This is a genomic window from uncultured Gimesia sp. (assembly GCF_963976445.1).
Lineage (GTDB): Bacteria > Planctomycetota > Planctomycetia > Planctomycetales > Planctomycetaceae > Gimesia.
The window spans coordinates 40,296-58,384 of sequence record NZ_CAXBKP010000031.1 but is presented as its reverse complement, the minus strand read 5'-3'; the positions used below and the strand labels follow the sequence as shown (position 1 = coordinate 58,384).

The window sequence follows — 18,089 nt, the reverse complement described above, 5'->3', positions numbered from 1 at the left end:
AAACCTGAGCTTGTTGTCTGGTATTGAGTGTTGAAGCCCGAATGTCTTGCGGGCCACCAGACTATTCACTCACTTTCCGTCGAAGGTAGACTGTCTCAGGGTAGTCGTACGTCAGCAACAGTGCCCCCTCGGCGGCATATTTCTCGAACAAACTCGTGATCAGATAGTCTTCACCGGGCCAGGGATAGGCAAAAACTACGTCAAATTCATCGAGGTCAAGTTGCAGTTCTTCGTATCCATTGTCCGCATCAGTGATGAGCCAGGAATACGCGGAGTTGTTGTCGGCATAGGCTTCCTCGGCACAGGCTTCGGCGCCTGAGGGAATGAAGCTGCCTTGAACGAACTCCACGGGCAAGCCAAAATCTTCTGCCAGTCTTCGGGATTCATCGACCAGATCTTGCTCAATCTCGATGCCACAGGCAATAAACTCAAGCATCGAGGCTAACGACGCTACCACGCCGAAACCACTTCCCCATTCGCACAACGAATTTCCGGAGGCCAGATTCCCGTCGATGATGGCATGCAAAGCGTGGTAGACCGTTTTGAATTGACTCGGGACGAAGGCAGTGGCGCGGCGTGGGCTATCCTGGAGATACTGGCTGACTCTCACATCTGCTTCGCGAAGAAAAGCAACGATCTCGTCGGGCAAGATTGAATCGCTATTCGAAATTTCAATATCCACCAAAGGCACATCAAGTAATCCTGTAAGAAGTTCGATTCAGTGCGAGGTACCACACCCCGTCATGTGAAGAAACAGTCGATTCAGAATCGACTGCAGCAGACTCAATCACGAGCAAAAAACAGCCAGTCGGTCTGTTGTACGTTAATCAGATTGTTGAAAACGGTCACGGGTTCAATACGAACTTCGCGGAACACCTCATGCAACGCATCGACAAACGGTGAACTCTCTGCGTACGACCAGACGCCGAGAAGCCCGTCTTCTTCAAGATGGCGCTTCGCACGTTGCAATCCCTCGGCCGTGTAGAATTTACCGTTGGCTTCGTCCAGGTTATCATCCGGCGAATGATCCACGTCGATGAGGATCAAGTCATGCTTCTGTTCCGGCGGACTGGCGAGTTGCTGATAGATATCACTCTGAGTCACTTTGAGCCGGTTGTCTGCGTTCAGTTTTTCTGACAGAGGGACCAGCCCTTGCTCCAGCCAGTTGATCACCTGAGGAAGAAACTCGACAACCTCGCATTGTGAAACTCGATCGGATTCCAGCGCTGTCCAAGCGGTATAACCCAAGCCGAGGCCTCCGACCAGAACGCGTAGGCGGGATCCTGAGTGCATCTGTAGAGCGATTTCCGACAGCGCCTTCTCGGACGCCGTCAGGTAACTGCTCATCAGAAATTCGTGGTCCAGTGTGACTTCAGTGACGATCGTCCCTGGCTCACACAGCAACTCGCGACGCCGCAAACACAGTATGCCGAGCTCGGTAGGTTCGTAGGCAAGGATTTCGAAGAACGGAGGTTCCATAGATAAGCTGGTTTCGTTACGTATGAATTGAGAGCCTGACAGGCAACACGTATGAATTGGAAGCCTGACAGGCAACGTTGCGTATCTATTTATTCTTCTTTTCTTGTTTCAGTTTTCGTTTTTCCTTTGGGCTAAGCAGGGCTTTTTTCTGTTGTTCTTTTCTGCCTTTATCTTTACTTCCCTTATCACCCATATCTGTTTCTCCCTGTTTGAAAACGAATGTTGATCTCAGCTTCTTCAGATCGTCTTGACGTTTTCGGCACATGGCCCTTTTGGTCCACGTCCTTCGGTGAATGACACTCGTTGTCCTTCTTGGAGTTGTTCGAAAGTCACTCCTTCAAGGTTCGATGAGTGGAAGAACAAGTCCTCGCCACTTTCGGTGTCGATAAATCCAAAACCCTTCTGTGTCACTTTCTTGATCGTGCCTTCTGCCATGTTTAGTGCTATTCCTCAAAAAGAACTTTTTACTGCGGCGTTGTCTGACACTACATTGGAGAGACCACTTCGCCGCGTAAACGAATGGTAACGTACTGGAAGTTGTTAGGTCAACTGACAGCGACAGGGTTTGTTCTGAGTTCTTGTATAACAGCGGAGCGTCTGCACAGAGAGTTCAGAAAATTCGCTACTGACGAGTCCGAAAAGCGAACACGTTCGCTGTCCCAAAAACCGTCCGATAATCGGCACGTCCGAGAATTCAAATCAGGCTCCCGACGAGTTTGCGGGACGCTGGATCGTCGTTTTCGACATATTGAGCATTCAGGACCAATAGCACCTCATCTCTGCTCCTGCGTTGGATAAGCTCTCAAACCGAGAAGTATCTCAGCTCTCTCGGTGAGCGGTTTGGCAGCGAACTTTCTATCGGTGTACTCTGCGAGGTTGCTGACGACGAGGGAATAGACGGTCTGACGATCTTGACTGGTGTCAACTTCAATACACTTGTTTTTGCTCTTGAAGTGCTCAACGGTGGGGAGCGTTTCCGCCTTGAAGGTGTCGAATCTCAACTTGATACTCTCGACATTGTCGTCACTTCTGCCAGAGTATTTGGCACGGCCTAAGATACGCTGCTCGAGAATAGGGTACGGACACTCGAAGTACAAGATTTTAGGTAGTTCCGCTTCCTTGCCGAAGATCTCGTTCCACGCTTCCAAATTAGATAGAGAGCGGGGGAAGCCATCCAGCAGGAAGTTGTTCCTGCCTGTCGTTCTGATAACCGTCTCCATCTTGTCCTTCAGCAAGGTCACAATGATTTCATTGGGTACCAACTTTCCGGCGGTCATGGATTCTTCGATTGTGGCGGCGTTCGGACCTCCCGCCTGACGCGCGGCGCGGCAGAGATCACCCGTGGATAAGTGCGTCCACCCGAGTTGAGACTCGGCAAGCTCACACATCGTTCCTTTTCCCGCACCAGGGCCTCCGAGTACAAACACGACGTTGGGTTCGGGGCAGGGCTGTCTCGGATCGTAGTGGTGGATTGTGACTTGAGGCGCAGGTGCGACTCCTTTTTTATAGACGTGCCATTCTCTGTCGGTTGGTGGCAGTGCATCTTCGCAGGTGATGTCGTATGCGAGATGACCATCGAGACGGCAGATTCTCCAGGAGGTGTAACTGTTGGAGTAGGAGAATGCAGGGCTTCTGGCGGATTTTCCATCCGCACGATCCCACGCCATCTTGCCGTTCCAGTAGCCGAGGCTGGAGATGGTTCCCGATTCAGATTGAGCCGGCGGTGCCGTTGAAGGAACGAAGAGACCATCTACTTCAGGCAGACCAGATCCAGACACTTCAACAAAGAAGGTGTTGGGTGTTAGCTCGTTAGTTTCGACCATAATATCTTTTCCTGATAAAGGGCTACTTTGGAGATACCGTTTGCCTGAATAAGTGAATTTGCCGGGCGTCGAACGCGACCAGTCTGTAGGGATTTCTTTTATAAACCATCGTGCTGCGGGTGAATAGGGCGCACAAATACATCACGCCAGAAGGCTTGTTTGATGCGATGAAAGTGTCTTCAAAACCGGTCGATACTTGCGATTCCCGAAATACGGATGAGCTGCCAAGAGCTGGTCGGCAGCGCCAACGTCAATGGTATAATGCCTGCAATCACTGGATTGCCGCCAGCGATTCTCAATTGCAAATTTGGCCCGGTCGGCAACTCCGGTGTAACATTTTGTTATCCCGCATTTTGGCGTTTGATTGCCATGATTATTCGCGTGGAGTGCCATCAGGTTGACGCATAGGATATAGCGTTACCGCCAATGAACATCCGACATTCGATGCAGCCGCTACTGCTTTGTGCGGTATTGAATGAACGAAAGCCCACGAGTCGCCACAATGAAATCCTATATTGAATTCACGGAGGTAACATAGATCAAGTTCCGCCTTCGCGGAATCGGAAAGCATGTTGATGGCGTTAACGATTAGAAGAATGTCGCGATCGGCACCAGATTCAGGTGTTTCGCCATCATGGTCAGATTCGAAGCACGCATGATAGTGACCATCTTCGCCGTGCGTGTAAAATAGAGCGAAGCATCGCGATGAAAGCTCCCTGTGCAATGTGTCGAACGACGATGCGGATTTCAGATCAAAGTCCGTGTTTGCATAATGGGTGTCGATCGTTGTCATTGGAGAGTTCCGTTGAGCGGAATAATTCTTGAAAGACAAAATATGGATTGTCTAAAAAGACTTAGTCTCTTTTCCCTGTTTAGTGACATGCAAGAAAAAGGAAGAAATATTTGAGCACATTTTATGGTCTGTGTGCTTGTCATTGTCAGGATAGCACACGAGAAATTCTGAAATCGGATAGTAGCCAGAAGTATGAGCTGATATACGAGCCAAGAAAGGATGCCATAAATAAACGAAAAAGTGTATTTTCTTGATCGAATTTTTTTTCAAAAAGGATGAATATGACGATAATCAAAAGAGCACACACATTCATTATTTTTCTCGTTAATTCAGCGTAGTCAACTAATATATTTCGGATTAAAAAAGTAGCAAAAGACAAGATTGCCACTGATGGTATAGTATAAATAGCAATTCCAAGTCTAATATCTTTGCTTAGAGCTGAATATAATACAAATAAAATAATACAGGTCTGGGCAATCCCAAGTAGACCTGCATTTTGATAAAATCTTTCAAGTCGGTTCATAAAAGTTTCTAACTATTGATAGACAGAATTTGATTACGTTTAAATCTATCAAGATTACTGTTTGTTAACAATTGACTACACATAAACCTGTGCTCATGTCGTAAATTATTCAGGTAAGATTGATATGACAGCGATGTTGATCCTCTCCTCTCTATCAGGATCACGCAGTATGACCACTGCCATTCACCGGTCGCCCAAACTCCTTGACGAGCTGCGAAATCAGTTGCGAGTGATGCACTATGTCTGGAAGACCGGGCAGGCTTACGTGATGTCCATCGAGAGATTTTGTTTTCATCGTGAATGCAATCAGGGCCGGATGTCATGTGAGCAATCTCTGTCGCGTAGAATTGGGAAGTTACCAGTATTAAACGCGATTGCAGGAAAGATTGAAGTCGCATGGGTGAAATCAATCGGTTGAAATGCTAGACTCTGAGCTGCCGCAAGTCGTAAATCCGTAGAGGCTTACCGTTCGGCTGTGTTTTTTGACCACACGACGTCAGTCGAGTATTTTGGCATTTCCCCCAGTTCAGTCGAGGCGACGAAATTTGAACGTTATCGTAATCGGCGGCGGCGCAGCGGGATTCTTCGGGGCGATTGCGGCTGCCGAAAACGGTCACGATGTGACGATCCTCGAAGCTGCCTCGTCCGTATTAGCGAAGGTACGCGTCTCTGGAGGGGGTCGCTGCAATCTGACTCACAGTTGCTTTGAACCCCGCGAGTTGGTCAATAGCTACCCACGGGGCGGGAAGGCGCTGCGTGGTCCCTTCACCAAGTTTCAGCCTTCCGATACCGTGAGCTGGTTTGAGTCGCGCGGAGTTCAGACCAAAACAGAGTCGGATGGCCGCATGTTTCCCACGACCGATGATTCAGCGACTATTGTCGATTGCTTGCAAGGCACGGCGGAAAACGCGGGAGCAGTGATTCGTCTTCGCGCCAACGTGTCGGCGATTAGTAAAACAGACTCGATATTCTGCGTGACTCTGCAATCTGGCGAATCAATTCAAGCGGACCGAATTCTCATGGCGACCGGCGGCAGCCGAGCCGGTTTCGAATTGTTGAGTAGTCTTGGGCATCAAATCGTTCCGCCGGTGCCATCGTTGTTCACTTTCAAAGTTCACGATCCACGGATCGAAGACTTGCCAGGCGTTGCGGTGGAACACGTTGATTGTCAGTTAGTCACCGACTTGAAGACGTTCAGCCAATCGGGACCGATACTCGTGACGCATTGGGGACTGAGTGGTCCTGCGGTATTGAAACTGTCCGCGTGGGCTGCACGAGAACTACACGATTCGAATTACAACGCCACACTGCGAATCAACTGGCTGTCGGGATCCAGTGCCGACCAGATTCGCGCGCAACTGAATTCATTCAAAGCAGCTCATCCCAAAAAGACAGTCGATGTTGCGAGCCCCTGGCAGTTACCAAAACGGTTATGGAAATCGCTTGTCGATCACGCCGTCGGTCCGCAACCAATTCGATGGGCTGAACTTTCAAAAAAGGCAACGCAGGCGCTCGTGACAGAATTATCTGCCGGCGAATTTCAAGTGGCAGGGAAAGGCGTCTTCAAAGAAGAGTTCGTGACTTGTGGTGGCGTGGACCTGAAAGAAGTCGATTTCCGCACGATGGAAAGTCGCGTTTGCCCGGGCCTCTATTTCGCGGGCGAAGTGCTGGATATCGACGGCATCACCGGCGGCTTCAACTTTCAGAACGCGTGGACAACAGCCTGGATTGCCGGCAACGCGATGTAGCGCACTGTGATGAGTTTCGCGAAAACGGTCATTTATTTTGCAGTACCCTATTCGACGACTTTCGCGAACAGAATCGGGTCGAATTGCCTGTGACCGGCCTCTGATTAGGTTTCGTCGGCGAGCAAGAGAAATGGGTCGTTATTTGGATCTCAGACTACATGTCAACATGCCTGGGTGTAGCCATCTTGAGCACGCGATTTCTGTGCAGAACCTGCGTTGGCGTTTCACACCGAATGCACCAAGCCGAGTCTCGAAGTAGCATCGGACTATCTGACCGACACAATTATGGGAACGTGCTTGAGCGAGGTTGACGTAAATTCAGCGAGTTCGAGATTGGGATAAGTTACATCGGTGTCGTTTGGTTAGACACTGATGAGAGAGCCACTGGAACTGACAATATCAGACCCAATCATTCGAGAAAGACCGCGAATCCAAGCTATGCCGCCAGCCAACTAGCACATCGAGTTTGAGTGATTTGTGCATTACAATAGGCGAATTGGAGAGCACATTTGGAAGAATCAAGTAGGATTGACTACGTAGTTCGACATTGCCTAAAATCGCTTTATGAGTAATAATTCTAAAACAACATTTGGCCATTTGCTTAAAATGTGGCGTAAGAAGGCAGCTTTGAGTCAGCAGCAATTGGCCTTTGCTGCGGGCACCACACCTCGACACCTATCCTTTATTGAAACCGGGAGGTCACGCCCGGGACGTAGCATTGTGTTGCGTTTGGGGCAGGCACTCGACCTTTCCATTCGAAACCAAAATGCTTTATTGGTGGCGGCGGGTTTCACCCCAAGATTTCCTGAACGTGACTTGCGAGATGAACGAACACAGCCTTATCTTCGAGCTGTCGAATCGATACTCGCACAGCACGAGCCGAACCCTGGTGCTGCCTTCAACTCGCTGGGTTGCATTGTGCTGGTAAATCGACCATTTCGCACGATGTTTCCGGACTGCCTGAAGCTGTCCCCAGAGCAGTCCGTAGACGTGTTCTTTTCGCCAGGACCATATCGGGACCGCATGGAGAACTGGGCAGAGGTCGCTTGGGCGTGGATAGACCGGCAGCAGCATGAGGTCGCCCGCACAAACAATGTCGAGCTTGCCCGCCTAGTTGAGCGTGCGATGGACCACCTGAGGGAGGTTGAGAGGCCCGAATCATCACAAGATAGCCCAGATGTTATCGGCCCCCGTTTTCGAGTTGGCGACCAAGTGATTCGAACGTTCTTCACCGTAATGAAATTTGAGTCCGCACTAGAGATTACGCTCAGCGAATTGCGAATTGAGCTACTCTTTCCGCTCGACGATACGGCAGTTGAATTCTTTCAGGCTCTAGATTATTCGTAGTCCGGCGTGTTTAGGGCGATAAAAGCACCAGTCACTCCCTAATCGGGAATTGTGTGAAGCCAACACTTAGTCGATAATGAAGTCTAGTAGACGATCGTCTAACCGGTTCTGCGACCAGCACCTTTACCGGACTTCCATTACGCGACACTTTAATCGAGGTAACGAAATGAGTACGACTCAAGCTTTTTCAATTGGCCCCATCGCCATAGAAGGAATGGAAAAATCGCGTGGCTTTCTGTTGGGCTTACTGACATCACTGTCTGACGAACAGCTGGCAGCTCGCGCCGGCGGGGCAGGCAATCATGCCCTCTGGATCATGGGCCACATTGCTCAATCGGACGATGCGGTAGTCTCAGCGTTCACCAACGAGCCAAGTTGCCTTCCTGATGGTCACGACGCACTTTTTGCGGCAAAGACCTCGGTAAGTGATAACGCTACTGACTACCCAAGTCGCGACGAGCTTCTCGAACGCATGACCAACGCGCGTGAACGCGTGGTTGGATGGGTAAAGTCGCTCGACGATCAATCTTCATTGCAGGCGTCCCCGGAACAACTCGCTGCGTTTGCACCAAATCCTATTGCGGCGGCGCATGGTGTCTCGCTACATGAGTTCATGCACGCAGGGCAAGTCGCAACCATTCGCGCTTCCTTGGGTCTGCAGCCCGTCTGTCAGTAAGAACATCCACCCGACCCGATACCGGTCCGTTCGCAGAGTCTCATGTGATCTCGGGGTCGCCAGCGATGGGAGTGACGGCCTTGCTGTTGATTTGTGTCTGTATCCGGTCCGGTACATGCCTAGTTTTTTTGGACCATGAAGTTCAGACGTTTAGCACGTATTTCTTGCCATCATTCTTCAACGCCCGCTAAGGTGGTCACGCGTCTTCCAATTCAGGACGTGGGGACCGACAACGATACGACTGACAAAACGATCTAACAATTGCGAGAGGGGTAAGACTATGAATAAATCGGAAGAGTTCTGGGACAAATCTGCAAGCAACTACGATAAGACTGAGGAACGATTTGAATATATCCACAGTAAAAGCAGGGAGAACGCCAGAAAACACCTCAAGGGTAGCGATATTGTTTTGGATTATGGATGCGGAACAGGTACTACATCCTGTGAACTTTCCAGTCAGGTGAATGAGATTCATGCTATTGATATATCATCCAAAATGATTGAGACAGCAAAAGGGAAAGCAGATGCGAGCAAAGTCGAAAACGTAAGTTTCGTGAAAGCGGATATTTTTGACGAAAGATACAGAGAAGGATCGTTTGATGTGATTCTGGCTTTCAATATGTTGCACACAGTTCCGAACCCCCGAGATGCCGTGAAAAGAGTGCATGAATTACTAAAACCTGAGGGATTGTTTATTTCTGTAACACCTTGCTTGCGGGGCAAGATGTCGTTCCTAGTCAATCTTCAGATTCAGCTTGTTCGGATACTGTGTGCAGCTGGAGTAATTCCCATTCCCATAAGAAGACTTAAAAGCTCTGAATTAGACGATTTAGTGGCAAATGGGAATTTTCAGGCTATTGAAACTGAAGAGATCTACAGAGGAGCGTCTAGTTATTTTGTTGCAGCAAAGAAAAAACACATATCATAACCATTGGTGCCGCCTTCAATCCACTCGATTGCATTGTGCAGACCTATCGACCCTTTCGCACGATGTTTCATCACACCATCCCTTAGCGTGGGTTTCTGTTCCGTTGCTGCTCAAACTCCTAAGAGAAGTGCGTAGGTTCGGAATTCGGAACTGCGGTAGGAAGTAGCAATGAACTCGCTACATTTATGTAACCTCTAAGTCGCTAAAGTGTGACATACTTCGCAGAGAAATGCGACTCCCGAATCCACATCGGTCCGATTGTCCGATACAGAATAGGCAAATCGCTTGAACGCGTCGAATTTATCGTCCGGCGCACTTTGTGGACAGCCACAAATCCCCAAAACGTTCGTTATTTCGAACTGCGACTGAGTGACGCGACAGTCAGTTTAAGACACCCGGCGTGAATCCGAATTTGTCGTAGGCGAAATTAGAATCTCGATTTCCTGTCAGTGACGGCGAAAACAGAACTGACTGGTATGCGTGCGAATCAGCCGCTTCATTTCTCTGGCGTTAAGATCGTGGTGACCTGTTTGAACAGAGCGGACGTTGGATTGCCTTTGGGTTGGGAATCGATTGATCGCGTGCACCAGAGGGTGACGGTGAGGTCTTTGACAGGGAGGTAACCGGCGGTGCCGTACAGGCCGGCGAAGCTGGGGCCTTGCGTGAGCCAGCCTTGATCCAAGACGATGCCCTGGGCGTAGTAGCGGTCTTTGGTCCAGAACTTCATCCCCGCCGTGTGCGGTTTCAGCATGGCCTGGAACGACTCGAGTTTGAGACGCTGGCCTTGTCCGATGGCGCGGAAGCCGGCGAGGGTGTCGCGGATCGTTGATGTTTGGACCGCGCCGCGGGCTAACGTCCAGGAAGGATTCCAGAAAGTGGCGTCCTCAAAGTGTCCCCGCTCGTCCGTGTAGGAATGCAGGACGGGCGCGGGGATCTGAGGCGTGTTGGGGGCAGCGGTCTGCTGCAAGCCGAAGGGGGTGAGGACGCGTTCCTGCATGAGTTCGCCGAACGGTTTGCCTGCGGCTTTTTCCAACGCGAGGCCGAGAATCACAAAGTTGGTATGTGCGTAGCTCCAGTCGCTGCCTGGTTTGAATTTCGGTTTCTCAGTGAAAGCCAGTTCAATCAGTTCTTCCGGCGTCCATTGGTGAAACGGGTCGGCGTAGAGCTTTTTCTGAAACACGTCCATTGGCATGAAGTCCGGGTAACCAGCGGTGCCGTTAAGGAGCATTTCGAGCGTGACGTTCTGCGCATCAGGCAGCTCCGGTAACCACAGGCAGATCGGATCGTTAGCCGACACGATGCCTGCATCCACGAGCTGGTAAAACAGGTTCCCCATATAAGCCACCGCGACGTTGCCGTTGCGAAAGTGCATGTCAGCTGTCACAGGCACACCGGTCATGGTTTCCCCTTCTGCCAGGATCAGGAGTTCTTTCCCTTCGACCGTGATCCCCAGGAGAACCGCCTGCAGTTTTTCTTTGGCCATTGTCTCTGTGACGAGTTTTCGAATCGCAGGGATCTTCTCCTGATATTTTACAGATTTATTTGGTTCAGCCTGTGTTGTTTTCGGAAGAGTGAAAACCAGAGCGAGGCTTAAAAAAAATAAGCAGCAAAGTGGAGAAAAAACACGCGCCGAGTTATCTAATGTCGTCATTGATTTGTCCTGACAGAGTGCGCTCAATGTTGTTGGCTGAAATGGATTCTTTGTCTAACGAAACGTAACACACTATCCGGAAGGCTGCGTCGATTCGTCTGCATTGAGTCTGTGTGTAGTGAAAACCATGATTGATACATCCGAACAATCGGATTTTACAGAAAAATCATTGTTGCCATAAAGCAACATCCGCACAAGCGGTCACGGTCTCGACAGTCTGATTCACGCTGAGTACACTGATTAAATCGAAACAGGCATTTTAGAATTGTCTGTACCTGTAATTGGCGTATCGTCCCACTGGAGAGCCTCGTATGAATCTGCATCGCACCTATCGCGTATTTGTTTTCACGATCGCCATGATGCTGCTTACGGCGGAGCGTTCGTCTGCTGGTGACAAAATCGACTTTGAACCAGTCGCCAGTATGATCCAACTCCCGGAAGGGCTTACGCTTGGGCCCTGTTCGGCCGTGGATTTCGATAGCAAAGGTCGGATGTATCTTTTCCATCGTGGCAAACAGCCGATTCTCTGTTTTGATCGGAGTGGAAACTTCATCCGGTCGTGGGGCGACAACCTGATCGGCCAGGCACACGGTCTGCGTGTTGATCGGCACGATAATGTCTGGGTCACCGACGTTGGCCAGCACATGGTGTTTCAGTTCAGCCCGGAAGGAAAGTTGCTGCTGGCTCTGGGACAATCGGGCAAACCCGGTAACAGCGTTGACCAGTTCAACAAGCCGACAGATGTTGCCTTTGGACCTGAGGGAGAAATTTACGTTTCAGATGGGTACGGCAACAGTCGTGTAATGAAGTTCGCTGCCAACGGAAAGTATCTCGGCCAATGGGGAGAACCGGGCAAAGGGCCGGGACAGTTTAATCTGCCCCATTCGATTGTTATCGATGGTAAAGGCCGCGTGTTGGTTGGTGATCGGGAGAATGACCGCGTGCAGATCTTCGACACGGAAGGCAACCTGCTGGAAGTCTGGCCCGGCTTTGCCCCGTATGGCATGGAATATGATTCCAAAGGAAGACTCTTTGTAGCGGACGGCCGGGCGAATAAAGTTCTGCAACTCAATCCGGCCGGCAAAGTCGTTAACTCCTGGGGCAAGAAAGGCAACGGTTCGGGGGAATATGATCTACCACACATGCTGGCCGCCGATGCGGCGGGAAATCTTTTCATCGCAGAAATCGGCGGCCGTCGGCTGCAAACGCTGCAACGGAAAAAATGACGCCCGCCGCCTGTCAGTAGTCGCATCATTTCTGATGCGAATTGCTTTCCAGAAATGCGATCAAATCTTTTAACTCACGATCGGTTAAGGCATGGACTAGACCGGAGGGCATGAAGGAAATCGGCGATTCGATCATCGTGTCTACATCGTTGCGATCAAATGTGCGATTTTGCCCATTGGCATCACGGATGGTCTCTTTAATATAGGATCGCAGTCGAATTCCCGTAAAGGTGCGACCATCATTGAGAATGATTGTTCGTGGCTGGTACTCCGGAGCCATCTCCCGACTTGGTTCGAGAATGGACTTCAACAGCCAGGTGCGGTCCTGTTTGTTGCCCAGACTGCTTAAGTCCGGACCGACGACATTCCCGCGACCGCCGTGCCGATGACAGTGAGAACAGTTTGCCAGTCGGCCGTGATGAAAGATCCGGCGACCGCTTTCCGGGTCAGCAGGTTCTTTGACGGCTTCCAGCGCCTGTAACCAGGCTTGTGTATCGAACAGAGCAGGGCGACCGACGCTGAGCCTTTTGGGATTCCACGCGGCTGCAAACAGATCGTTGGATTCGGGGTACTGACTGGCCAGGCGTTTCAGAGTCTCCACCTGCTGAGGCGTGTGTGGAATTGATCTGAGGCAGCGTAAGGCTTCCTCACGCACGGCGCGTTCCTTGTCTCCTGCCAGTTGGTATAAGAGTGCGGAATTCTGTTCTGCCATCGTGGCCAGTCCGGCAACCGCTTCCGCACGCAGCTTCACGTTTTGCTGAGGATCGGCGGCGATACCAGCCAGAATCTTTTGCGCAGCGACGGGATTGCCAGCCAGCGTGCGGATCACTTCCAGCGACAGCCTCTCATCGTTAACGGCCAGAAGTTGCTGGAGCATTTCGAGCGTAAGACCCTTGGGGAGATTCTTTACTGGCTGCGCTCCCGGTTTGGGGGCGGCAAGCGACTGCTTTGGCAGCAGTCGCAGTGCATAAGCGCGGATGCGTGGTGCGCTCTTCGTATCCTGGACCTTGGCTAACAACATCTCCGGGTTGCGGATGCCTGCTTCGGGTTTTCCTGTTAGCGTATTCCAGGTGGCGATGGCGGCTTCGAACCGCCGGTAGTCGAGGTCGCTTTGAGCTAATTTCTGTTCCACTTCCGGTAGAAATGCTTTCAAACCGTAATCCGAAATCCAGCGGAGTGTCTCGAACTGCACGTCCGGGTTTTTGTCATCCAGGAATACTGGGACCCATTTCTGCGGGTCTGCCTTGGCGAGTTTCAACGCCATCACGGCCTGAATGCGGTCAAAGGCTGGCCAACCGGCGACCTCTTTCGGAGTCCAGTTTGACGCTAGTCGTGCCAGCGCCTGCAAGGCAGCCTGCGCGAGGAACGGGTCTTTGTTTTGAGCGAACTCAAACAATTCTTTGAGTTGGTATGACGTTTTGCCGCTACGCAGAAGGGCCGCCAATTTTGCTTGTTTTGTGGGTGGTTCCAGATCCAGCTTTCCCACCCAGTCTGCTTGTTCCAGATCGATCTCCAGTTTCCACAAGCGTCCATAACCGTGCGCCTGATAGCGACCGTCGACCCAGTCGCAGAGATAATAAACGCGTTTTTGTTTTTCGGCGCTGGGATCTTTGGCGATGCAACTGGGGCGGAAGTAGCGGCCCCCTTTGACTAACGTGATGGGTTTGGATGTGAAGCTGGCTCCTTTAGGAGTCAGCGGGAAAAAGTCAATTCGATGATCACTCCACGAAGGCACGAGTAATCCGCGTCCCAGCGGCAAGACTCCACAGGGGGCTTCGCCGGATGGATGAATCATGGGAAGGGTGCCGCGCAATTCTCCATTCCAGCTGACGAAGGGATGATGTGCTTCTGAACCATAGCTGCGCTCATAGCCGTAGTCACCACCTTCCACAATGTGCAGCAGTCGACAAGGAGGGCGTTCGCCGGGATCGTTTTCTGCGGCGAAGATTTCACCATCTGCGCGAACACAAATGCCGAAGGGGTTCCAGAAGCCGACAGCAATACGTCTCAGTTTTTTGCCATCGGCGCTGCAACGGAAGATGCCCCCTTTGCCGGCTCCCTTGACGGTCACTCCATCTGTCCCCGTCAGTGACCATGGTTTCGCAAAGTTCTCACCGATCGCAAATACCAGATCACCGTTCGGATGCCAAGCGAGTCCTTCCAGACCGTTATGGGGATAATCGGCCTCACTCTTCAGAACGGCGATGTTCTCTTCGACATCGGCTTTGCCGTCGCCATTGGTATCTTTGATGCGTAGAATGCGGTCCCGTTCGGCCAGATAGACCCAGCCATCCGGACCCAGTTCCAGGTCCATTGTCGCATCGGTGGCGTTATAGAAGACCTGTCGTTTTTCGGCGCGACCCGCTTTGTTGATATCGGAGAACACCAGGATTTCATCATGCTCCGGGCCGACATAATCGTCGGGTCGAAAATGAGTGTGCGTGGCGACAACCCAGATGCGGCCTTGTGCGTCGACATCGATTCCCGTGGGAGTTGCCAGCTCGGGATGTTCGGCGACGAGTGTCAGTCGCACGCCCGGTTGCAGCGTTTTTACCTGCGGTTCCCGTTCTGCAGCGGAGAGCGAACCAATGGCGAGAGCCCAGCCGATAATCAGGGAGCAGATTGTAAAATGATTCATAGGTTTTTCTCTTTTGTTATTTAGCGTGATCTGCTCTCAGCAGTGTTAATTTCTCAATGAGTCAAGCTGCGGGTCAGTTGCCTGCTATTTAGTTAAGATAGTTTATAAGACGGGTTTGAAAAGAACAATGCATCAACGTGCGTAAATGTGTTGAGGCAGGTGATTAAGAATTGCAGTAGGTCATAAAAATAATGGTTTCTATTCGGGAAATACGTTATTGTGAAACTCTCTTGGTTGAACTGGCATCGTTTGAAAGAAGGGAGAGAAATGTTACACCACCGAATCCTAAGAACCATTGTAGCAGCAGCGATCACGGCTTCTCTGTCATTGACGTCACTGTTGGCAGAAGAGCCTTACGCATGGCCTGAGAAACTGCCTGACAGTGTGATCAACCTGGTTCAAACGGAGCGCCCGAAAATTCCCAAAGAGACAGGCCTGTCGAAAGAGTTCGGGCTGGAACTATTAACCAAGGCCTTACGTCCCGATACCTCTTTGAAATCGGGTCTCGTGCTCATTGAACGCGAGAAGTTTCTTCCCAAGCGACTGCACGCGGGAAGGGTACCGCTGATAAAGATCAGACTGATTTTCGATAGACAAGTGAAGCCAGCGCTCTGGGCGCAATGGACAGACGGAATGAAAAAACAATGCACCTTTATCCGGGGTAAGGACGCAACATATCTATCGGAGCAGTTCCCCGAAGCACGATCGCGTCAACGCATCTCAAAGCGTAACGTGGACTATATGCCCAGAACCAAGTATTGCGATGAATTTCCCCTGTTTTCGTTTTCCTATGTTCCTCACTTTCTAATGAATCACCCCAAGAATATCGAGAGCTTCGTAAAGCACTCTCTGGAGATAGAGATCGATGCCGTTGAAAAACAGGGGACATTCTATTTGGTTCATCAAGCAATAAAAAATACAAATCCGAAAAGTAAATATTCCGAGTTTCATAGGGTTTATTGGATTACAATGGACGAGTCCTCTCGCGTTGTCAAAATGATTGAGTGGACGCGTTTATCTCAGACAGGGGAATGGGGGGGCAATTTCGCTGTGCAGAATGAATTCGAGAAAATCGAAGGAATTCACGTTCCTAAGGTCTATGAGTCTTATTACCTCTCTCAGCAGAAATCTGAAGAGCGGGTAGAACGAATCCGTTTATCCTGGAAAGATGTGAATACTCCTTTTCCACCAGAATTATTCAACGATGATCTACTGGAACCCAAGTCGAATTCATTGCTGTATGACAGGACAAAAAAATCTGATGGAGTCATCGGTGTGCCTTACGGTACGCTGAAAAAAAAGAAAACGAAGTCCGAGTAGTTAAACTCCCAGTAAGCATAAAGCGTATTCCATGCAGCAACGACAATCCGCCCGGGCAATACTTATGAACCCGCGGGATCAGGTGCTGTTGATCCAGCATGAAGACAGGACGCCGGTTGATTCTGCGCGGCCTGATACGCTCTGTTACTGGGCGACACCCGGCGGTGGGATCGAAGCTGGTGAGCGACCAGTCGACGCACTCCGGCGCGAGTTGCAGGAAGAACTGGGTCTGACGAATGTCATTATCGGCAGGCAGGTCGGCGTGCGAGAAGTCCAGTTAAATCTTCCAGAAGCAGGTTTGGTACTTAGCCATGAAACCTACTTTGTGTGCCGCGTTTCTGATGCGCCCCAACTCAATCATGCTGGAATGTCTGACAGCGAGCGTCAAACACTCAAAGCGATCCGATGGTGGTCGCGCGAAGAACTCGGTAGCACCACTGAGATTCTGCGTCCCGCTGCGTTGCCGGAATTAATCGAGAACGCTTTTGACGCTGCTTCCGAACCGGTTTTCTTACAGGACTGAGTGTATGGTGGGTGGTATTGGAAGGGCCCTACTTTCTGACTCACTGGTCTTGTCAACGATCTCGCTACTACGGACGCGCGGGCGGGAATTGAGATTAATGCCGTCCTTGAAGGAGTCCTTATTGACGTGAACGACTGACAGGTGGCCTTCCTGGTTCAGTACCCCGATGTAAGGGCCAATGTATTCAGTGTAATGGCGCGCTGGAAACTGGTCGTGATAGGTTTTAATATCGTTTTTGACATTGATGGCGCGTTTGTCCTGCTTTTTAATTTCAGCAAACAAGTCACCGTTGCTGATTGCATCGGCTTCGAGCCAGTTTTTTACTTTCAGCAGTGCCAGCTTTGTTCCACGTACTGCGAACAGTTCGCCATCTTTGTAACCGAAATCGCCTTTGCCAGTTTGATCAAGCCAGTGAGAGATTTGGTCCGGTTCTCGGACATCTGCTGGCACAGTGATTAGCGGATTTGTTTGAAGGGCAAAGTCCGTATCAAAAACGGAGTATGAATTATTGAAATCTTCTAACTCGTGTCTCTTACCGCGGAATTTATCGTTTGATGTGAACCTCAATGTCACATATCCATTCGTTGTGCCGGATTGATTGACTTCATCATCAAAAGGCAGAGTGCTAGTGATACCTATTCCATAAGGATAGTATGCCTGCTGAGCTGCCCCAGACAAATGACGGGCCACAAATATGATTTCATGCTTAATATTATAAGAGCTTTGCTGTAATTTATCTTTGAATTGTTTGAATTGCTCATCCGTCATCGGACGGTCGAACTGGGTACAAAGAGGATCCGTAAAACGAGTCTTAAGCTCCTTGAGTGCTGCCTGATGAGTAAAATGGCGAAACTCAGGAAAACTCATAATATGATTTGACATAAACGTCCACAGTTCTTTCCGAGGTTGTGCCTGTTCTTTGTTCAAGGGACCGCGCTGTAACGCCTGACTAAGCTTCCATTGGAGTGTTTTGAGTCGGTCAGGCATATTCAGATAGTTTTCATTCAGCGAGTCCATTCTATTCGTGTCAAAGCTGGGTAGAAACAGATGCTGACTACTGTGTTCTTCGATCGCCGTGAGAATAGATCGTTTGCGGTCATCGCTCAAGTTATCCGGGGCGTACTTTTCGACGACCTGACGAAAATCCTTGCGAATTTTATCCAGGTCTGTTTCATTAAAAAACGGCAGATTAGATGCCTTAATCACTTTGATGAGGTGATTGGAAATTTCCACACTCAACTCACCCTCAGGCAGTTCGCTTTCCAGATCTCTAGTGAAAAGCGCAATCGAATTTCTCTGGGGCATGCTGTTCATCGTTAACGCAGTCGCAACCAGGCCAATCAAGATCAGTCCGGTAAGACAGGCTGTGATGTTGAAAGAGCCTACCTCCTTTTTCGATTGTTCCAATAATCGG

At 50.3% G+C, this 18,089-nt stretch carries 17 protein-coding genes; 8 read left to right on the top strand and 9 right to left on the bottom strand.

Annotation, left to right across the window (positions count from 1 at the left end; translation table 11 throughout):
* Positions 1 to 61: 61 nt before the first annotated feature.
* The 6 genes from AAC022_RS24035 to AAC022_RS24010 all read right to left on the bottom strand — a co-directional run bounded on the left by AAC022_RS24035 (position 62) and on the right by AAC022_RS24010 (position 4,618).
* Positions 62 to 691 (bottom strand): hypothetical protein, encoded by a 630-nt coding sequence (locus AAC022_RS24035; protein WP_339735273.1) that lies wholly within the window; start codon positions 689 to 691, stop codon positions 62 to 64.
* Positions 692 to 783: 92 nt separating this feature from the next.
* The gene (locus AAC022_RS24030; RefSeq protein ID WP_339735271.1) at positions 784 to 1,479 is read right to left on the bottom strand and encodes a hypothetical protein; all 696 of its coding nucleotides are present in this window, start codon (positions 1,477 to 1,479) and stop codon (positions 784 to 786) included.
* Between the two features lie 237 nt (positions 1,480 to 1,716).
* Positions 1,717 to 1,914, bottom strand: coding sequence for a cold shock domain-containing protein (locus AAC022_RS24025; protein WP_339735269.1), 198 nt, complete (start codon positions 1,912 to 1,914; stop codon positions 1,717 to 1,719).
* 338 nt (positions 1,915 to 2,252) lie between these two features.
* On the bottom strand, positions 2,253 to 3,302 hold the full coding sequence (locus AAC022_RS24020) for a nucleoside monophosphate kinase (RefSeq protein ID WP_339735267.1): 1,050 nt from the start codon (positions 3,300 to 3,302) through the stop codon (positions 2,253 to 2,255).
* 373 nt (positions 3,303 to 3,675) lie between these two features.
* Positions 3,676 to 4,095, bottom strand: a complete 420-nt coding sequence (locus tag AAC022_RS24015; protein WP_339735265.1) for a hypothetical protein — start codon at positions 4,093 to 4,095, stop codon at positions 3,676 to 3,678.
* A gap of 145 nt (positions 4,096 to 4,240) precedes the next feature.
* Complete coding sequence (locus AAC022_RS24010) at positions 4,241 to 4,618, bottom strand: hypothetical protein (RefSeq protein WP_339735263.1); 378 nt, start codon at positions 4,616 to 4,618, stop codon at positions 4,241 to 4,243.
* 169 nt (positions 4,619 to 4,787) lie between these two features.
* On the opposite strand from AAC022_RS24010, the gene AAC022_RS24005 reads away from it, so the two are divergent.
* The 5 genes from AAC022_RS24005 to AAC022_RS23985 all read left to right on the top strand — a co-directional run bounded on the left by AAC022_RS24005 (position 4,788) and on the right by AAC022_RS23985 (position 9,317).
* Positions 4,788 to 5,036: a hypothetical protein gene (locus AAC022_RS24005; RefSeq protein WP_339735261.1), complete on the top strand. Its 249-nt coding sequence runs from the start codon at positions 4,788 to 4,790 to the stop codon at positions 5,034 to 5,036.
* Between the two features lie 127 nt (positions 5,037 to 5,163).
* On the top strand, positions 5,164 to 6,366 hold the full coding sequence (locus tag AAC022_RS24000; protein ID WP_339735259.1) for an NAD(P)/FAD-dependent oxidoreductase: 1,203 nt from the start codon (positions 5,164 to 5,166) through the stop codon (positions 6,364 to 6,366).
* 564 nt (positions 6,367 to 6,930) lie between these two features.
* Complete coding sequence (locus tag AAC022_RS23995) at positions 6,931 to 7,713, top strand: helix-turn-helix domain-containing protein (protein ID WP_339735257.1); 783 nt, start codon at positions 6,931 to 6,933, stop codon at positions 7,711 to 7,713.
* Between the two features lie 76 nt (positions 7,714 to 7,789).
* Positions 7,790 to 8,389: a DinB family protein gene (locus AAC022_RS23990; RefSeq protein WP_339735255.1), complete on the top strand. Its 600-nt coding sequence runs from the start codon at positions 7,790 to 7,792 to the stop codon at positions 8,387 to 8,389.
* A gap of 280 nt (positions 8,390 to 8,669) precedes the next feature.
* Positions 8,670 to 9,317, top strand: coding sequence for a class I SAM-dependent methyltransferase (locus tag AAC022_RS23985; protein ID WP_339735253.1), 648 nt, complete (start codon positions 8,670 to 8,672; stop codon positions 9,315 to 9,317).
* 496 nt (positions 9,318 to 9,813) lie between these two features.
* Here AAC022_RS23985 and AAC022_RS23980 read toward each other — a convergent pair whose 3' ends face one another.
* A complete protein-coding gene (locus AAC022_RS23980; protein WP_339735251.1) occupies positions 9,814 to 10,968 on the bottom strand; it encodes a serine hydrolase domain-containing protein in 1,155 nt (384 codons plus the stop codon).
* A 311-nt stretch (positions 10,969 to 11,279) separates the two neighbouring features.
* Between AAC022_RS23980 and AAC022_RS23975 the strand changes: the two genes are divergently transcribed.
* On the top strand, positions 11,280 to 12,194 hold the full coding sequence (locus AAC022_RS23975) for a peptidyl-alpha-hydroxyglycine alpha-amidating lyase family protein (protein WP_339735249.1): 915 nt from the start codon (positions 11,280 to 11,282) through the stop codon (positions 12,192 to 12,194).
* 25 nt (positions 12,195 to 12,219) lie between these two features.
* Here AAC022_RS23975 and AAC022_RS23970 read toward each other — a convergent pair whose 3' ends face one another.
* On the bottom strand, positions 12,220 to 14,832 hold the full coding sequence (locus AAC022_RS23970; protein WP_339735247.1) for a PVC-type heme-binding CxxCH protein: 2,613 nt from the start codon (positions 14,830 to 14,832) through the stop codon (positions 12,220 to 12,222).
* A gap of 267 nt (positions 14,833 to 15,099) precedes the next feature.
* Between AAC022_RS23970 and AAC022_RS23965 the strand changes: the two genes are divergently transcribed.
* Both AAC022_RS23965 and AAC022_RS23960 read left to right on the top strand, forming a co-directional pair.
* Complete coding sequence (locus tag AAC022_RS23965) at positions 15,100 to 16,152, top strand: hypothetical protein (RefSeq protein WP_339735245.1); 1,053 nt, start codon at positions 15,100 to 15,102, stop codon at positions 16,150 to 16,152.
* Positions 16,153 to 16,183: 31 nt separating this feature from the next.
* Entirely contained in the window at positions 16,184 to 16,675 is a 492-nt protein-coding gene (locus tag AAC022_RS23960; protein WP_339735243.1) for an NUDIX domain-containing protein, read from the top strand.
* Here the strand turns inward: AAC022_RS23960 and AAC022_RS23955 are convergent.
* Positions 16,664 to 17,908 carry a hypothetical protein gene (locus tag AAC022_RS23955; protein WP_339735241.1) on the bottom strand — a complete coding sequence of 415 codons (1,245 nt, stop codon included), beginning with the start codon at positions 17,906 to 17,908 and terminating at the stop codon, positions 16,664 to 16,666. The two genes, AAC022_RS23960 and AAC022_RS23955, sit on opposite strands and share 12 nt — an antisense overlap.
* Positions 17,909 to 18,089: the final 181 nt, after the last annotated feature.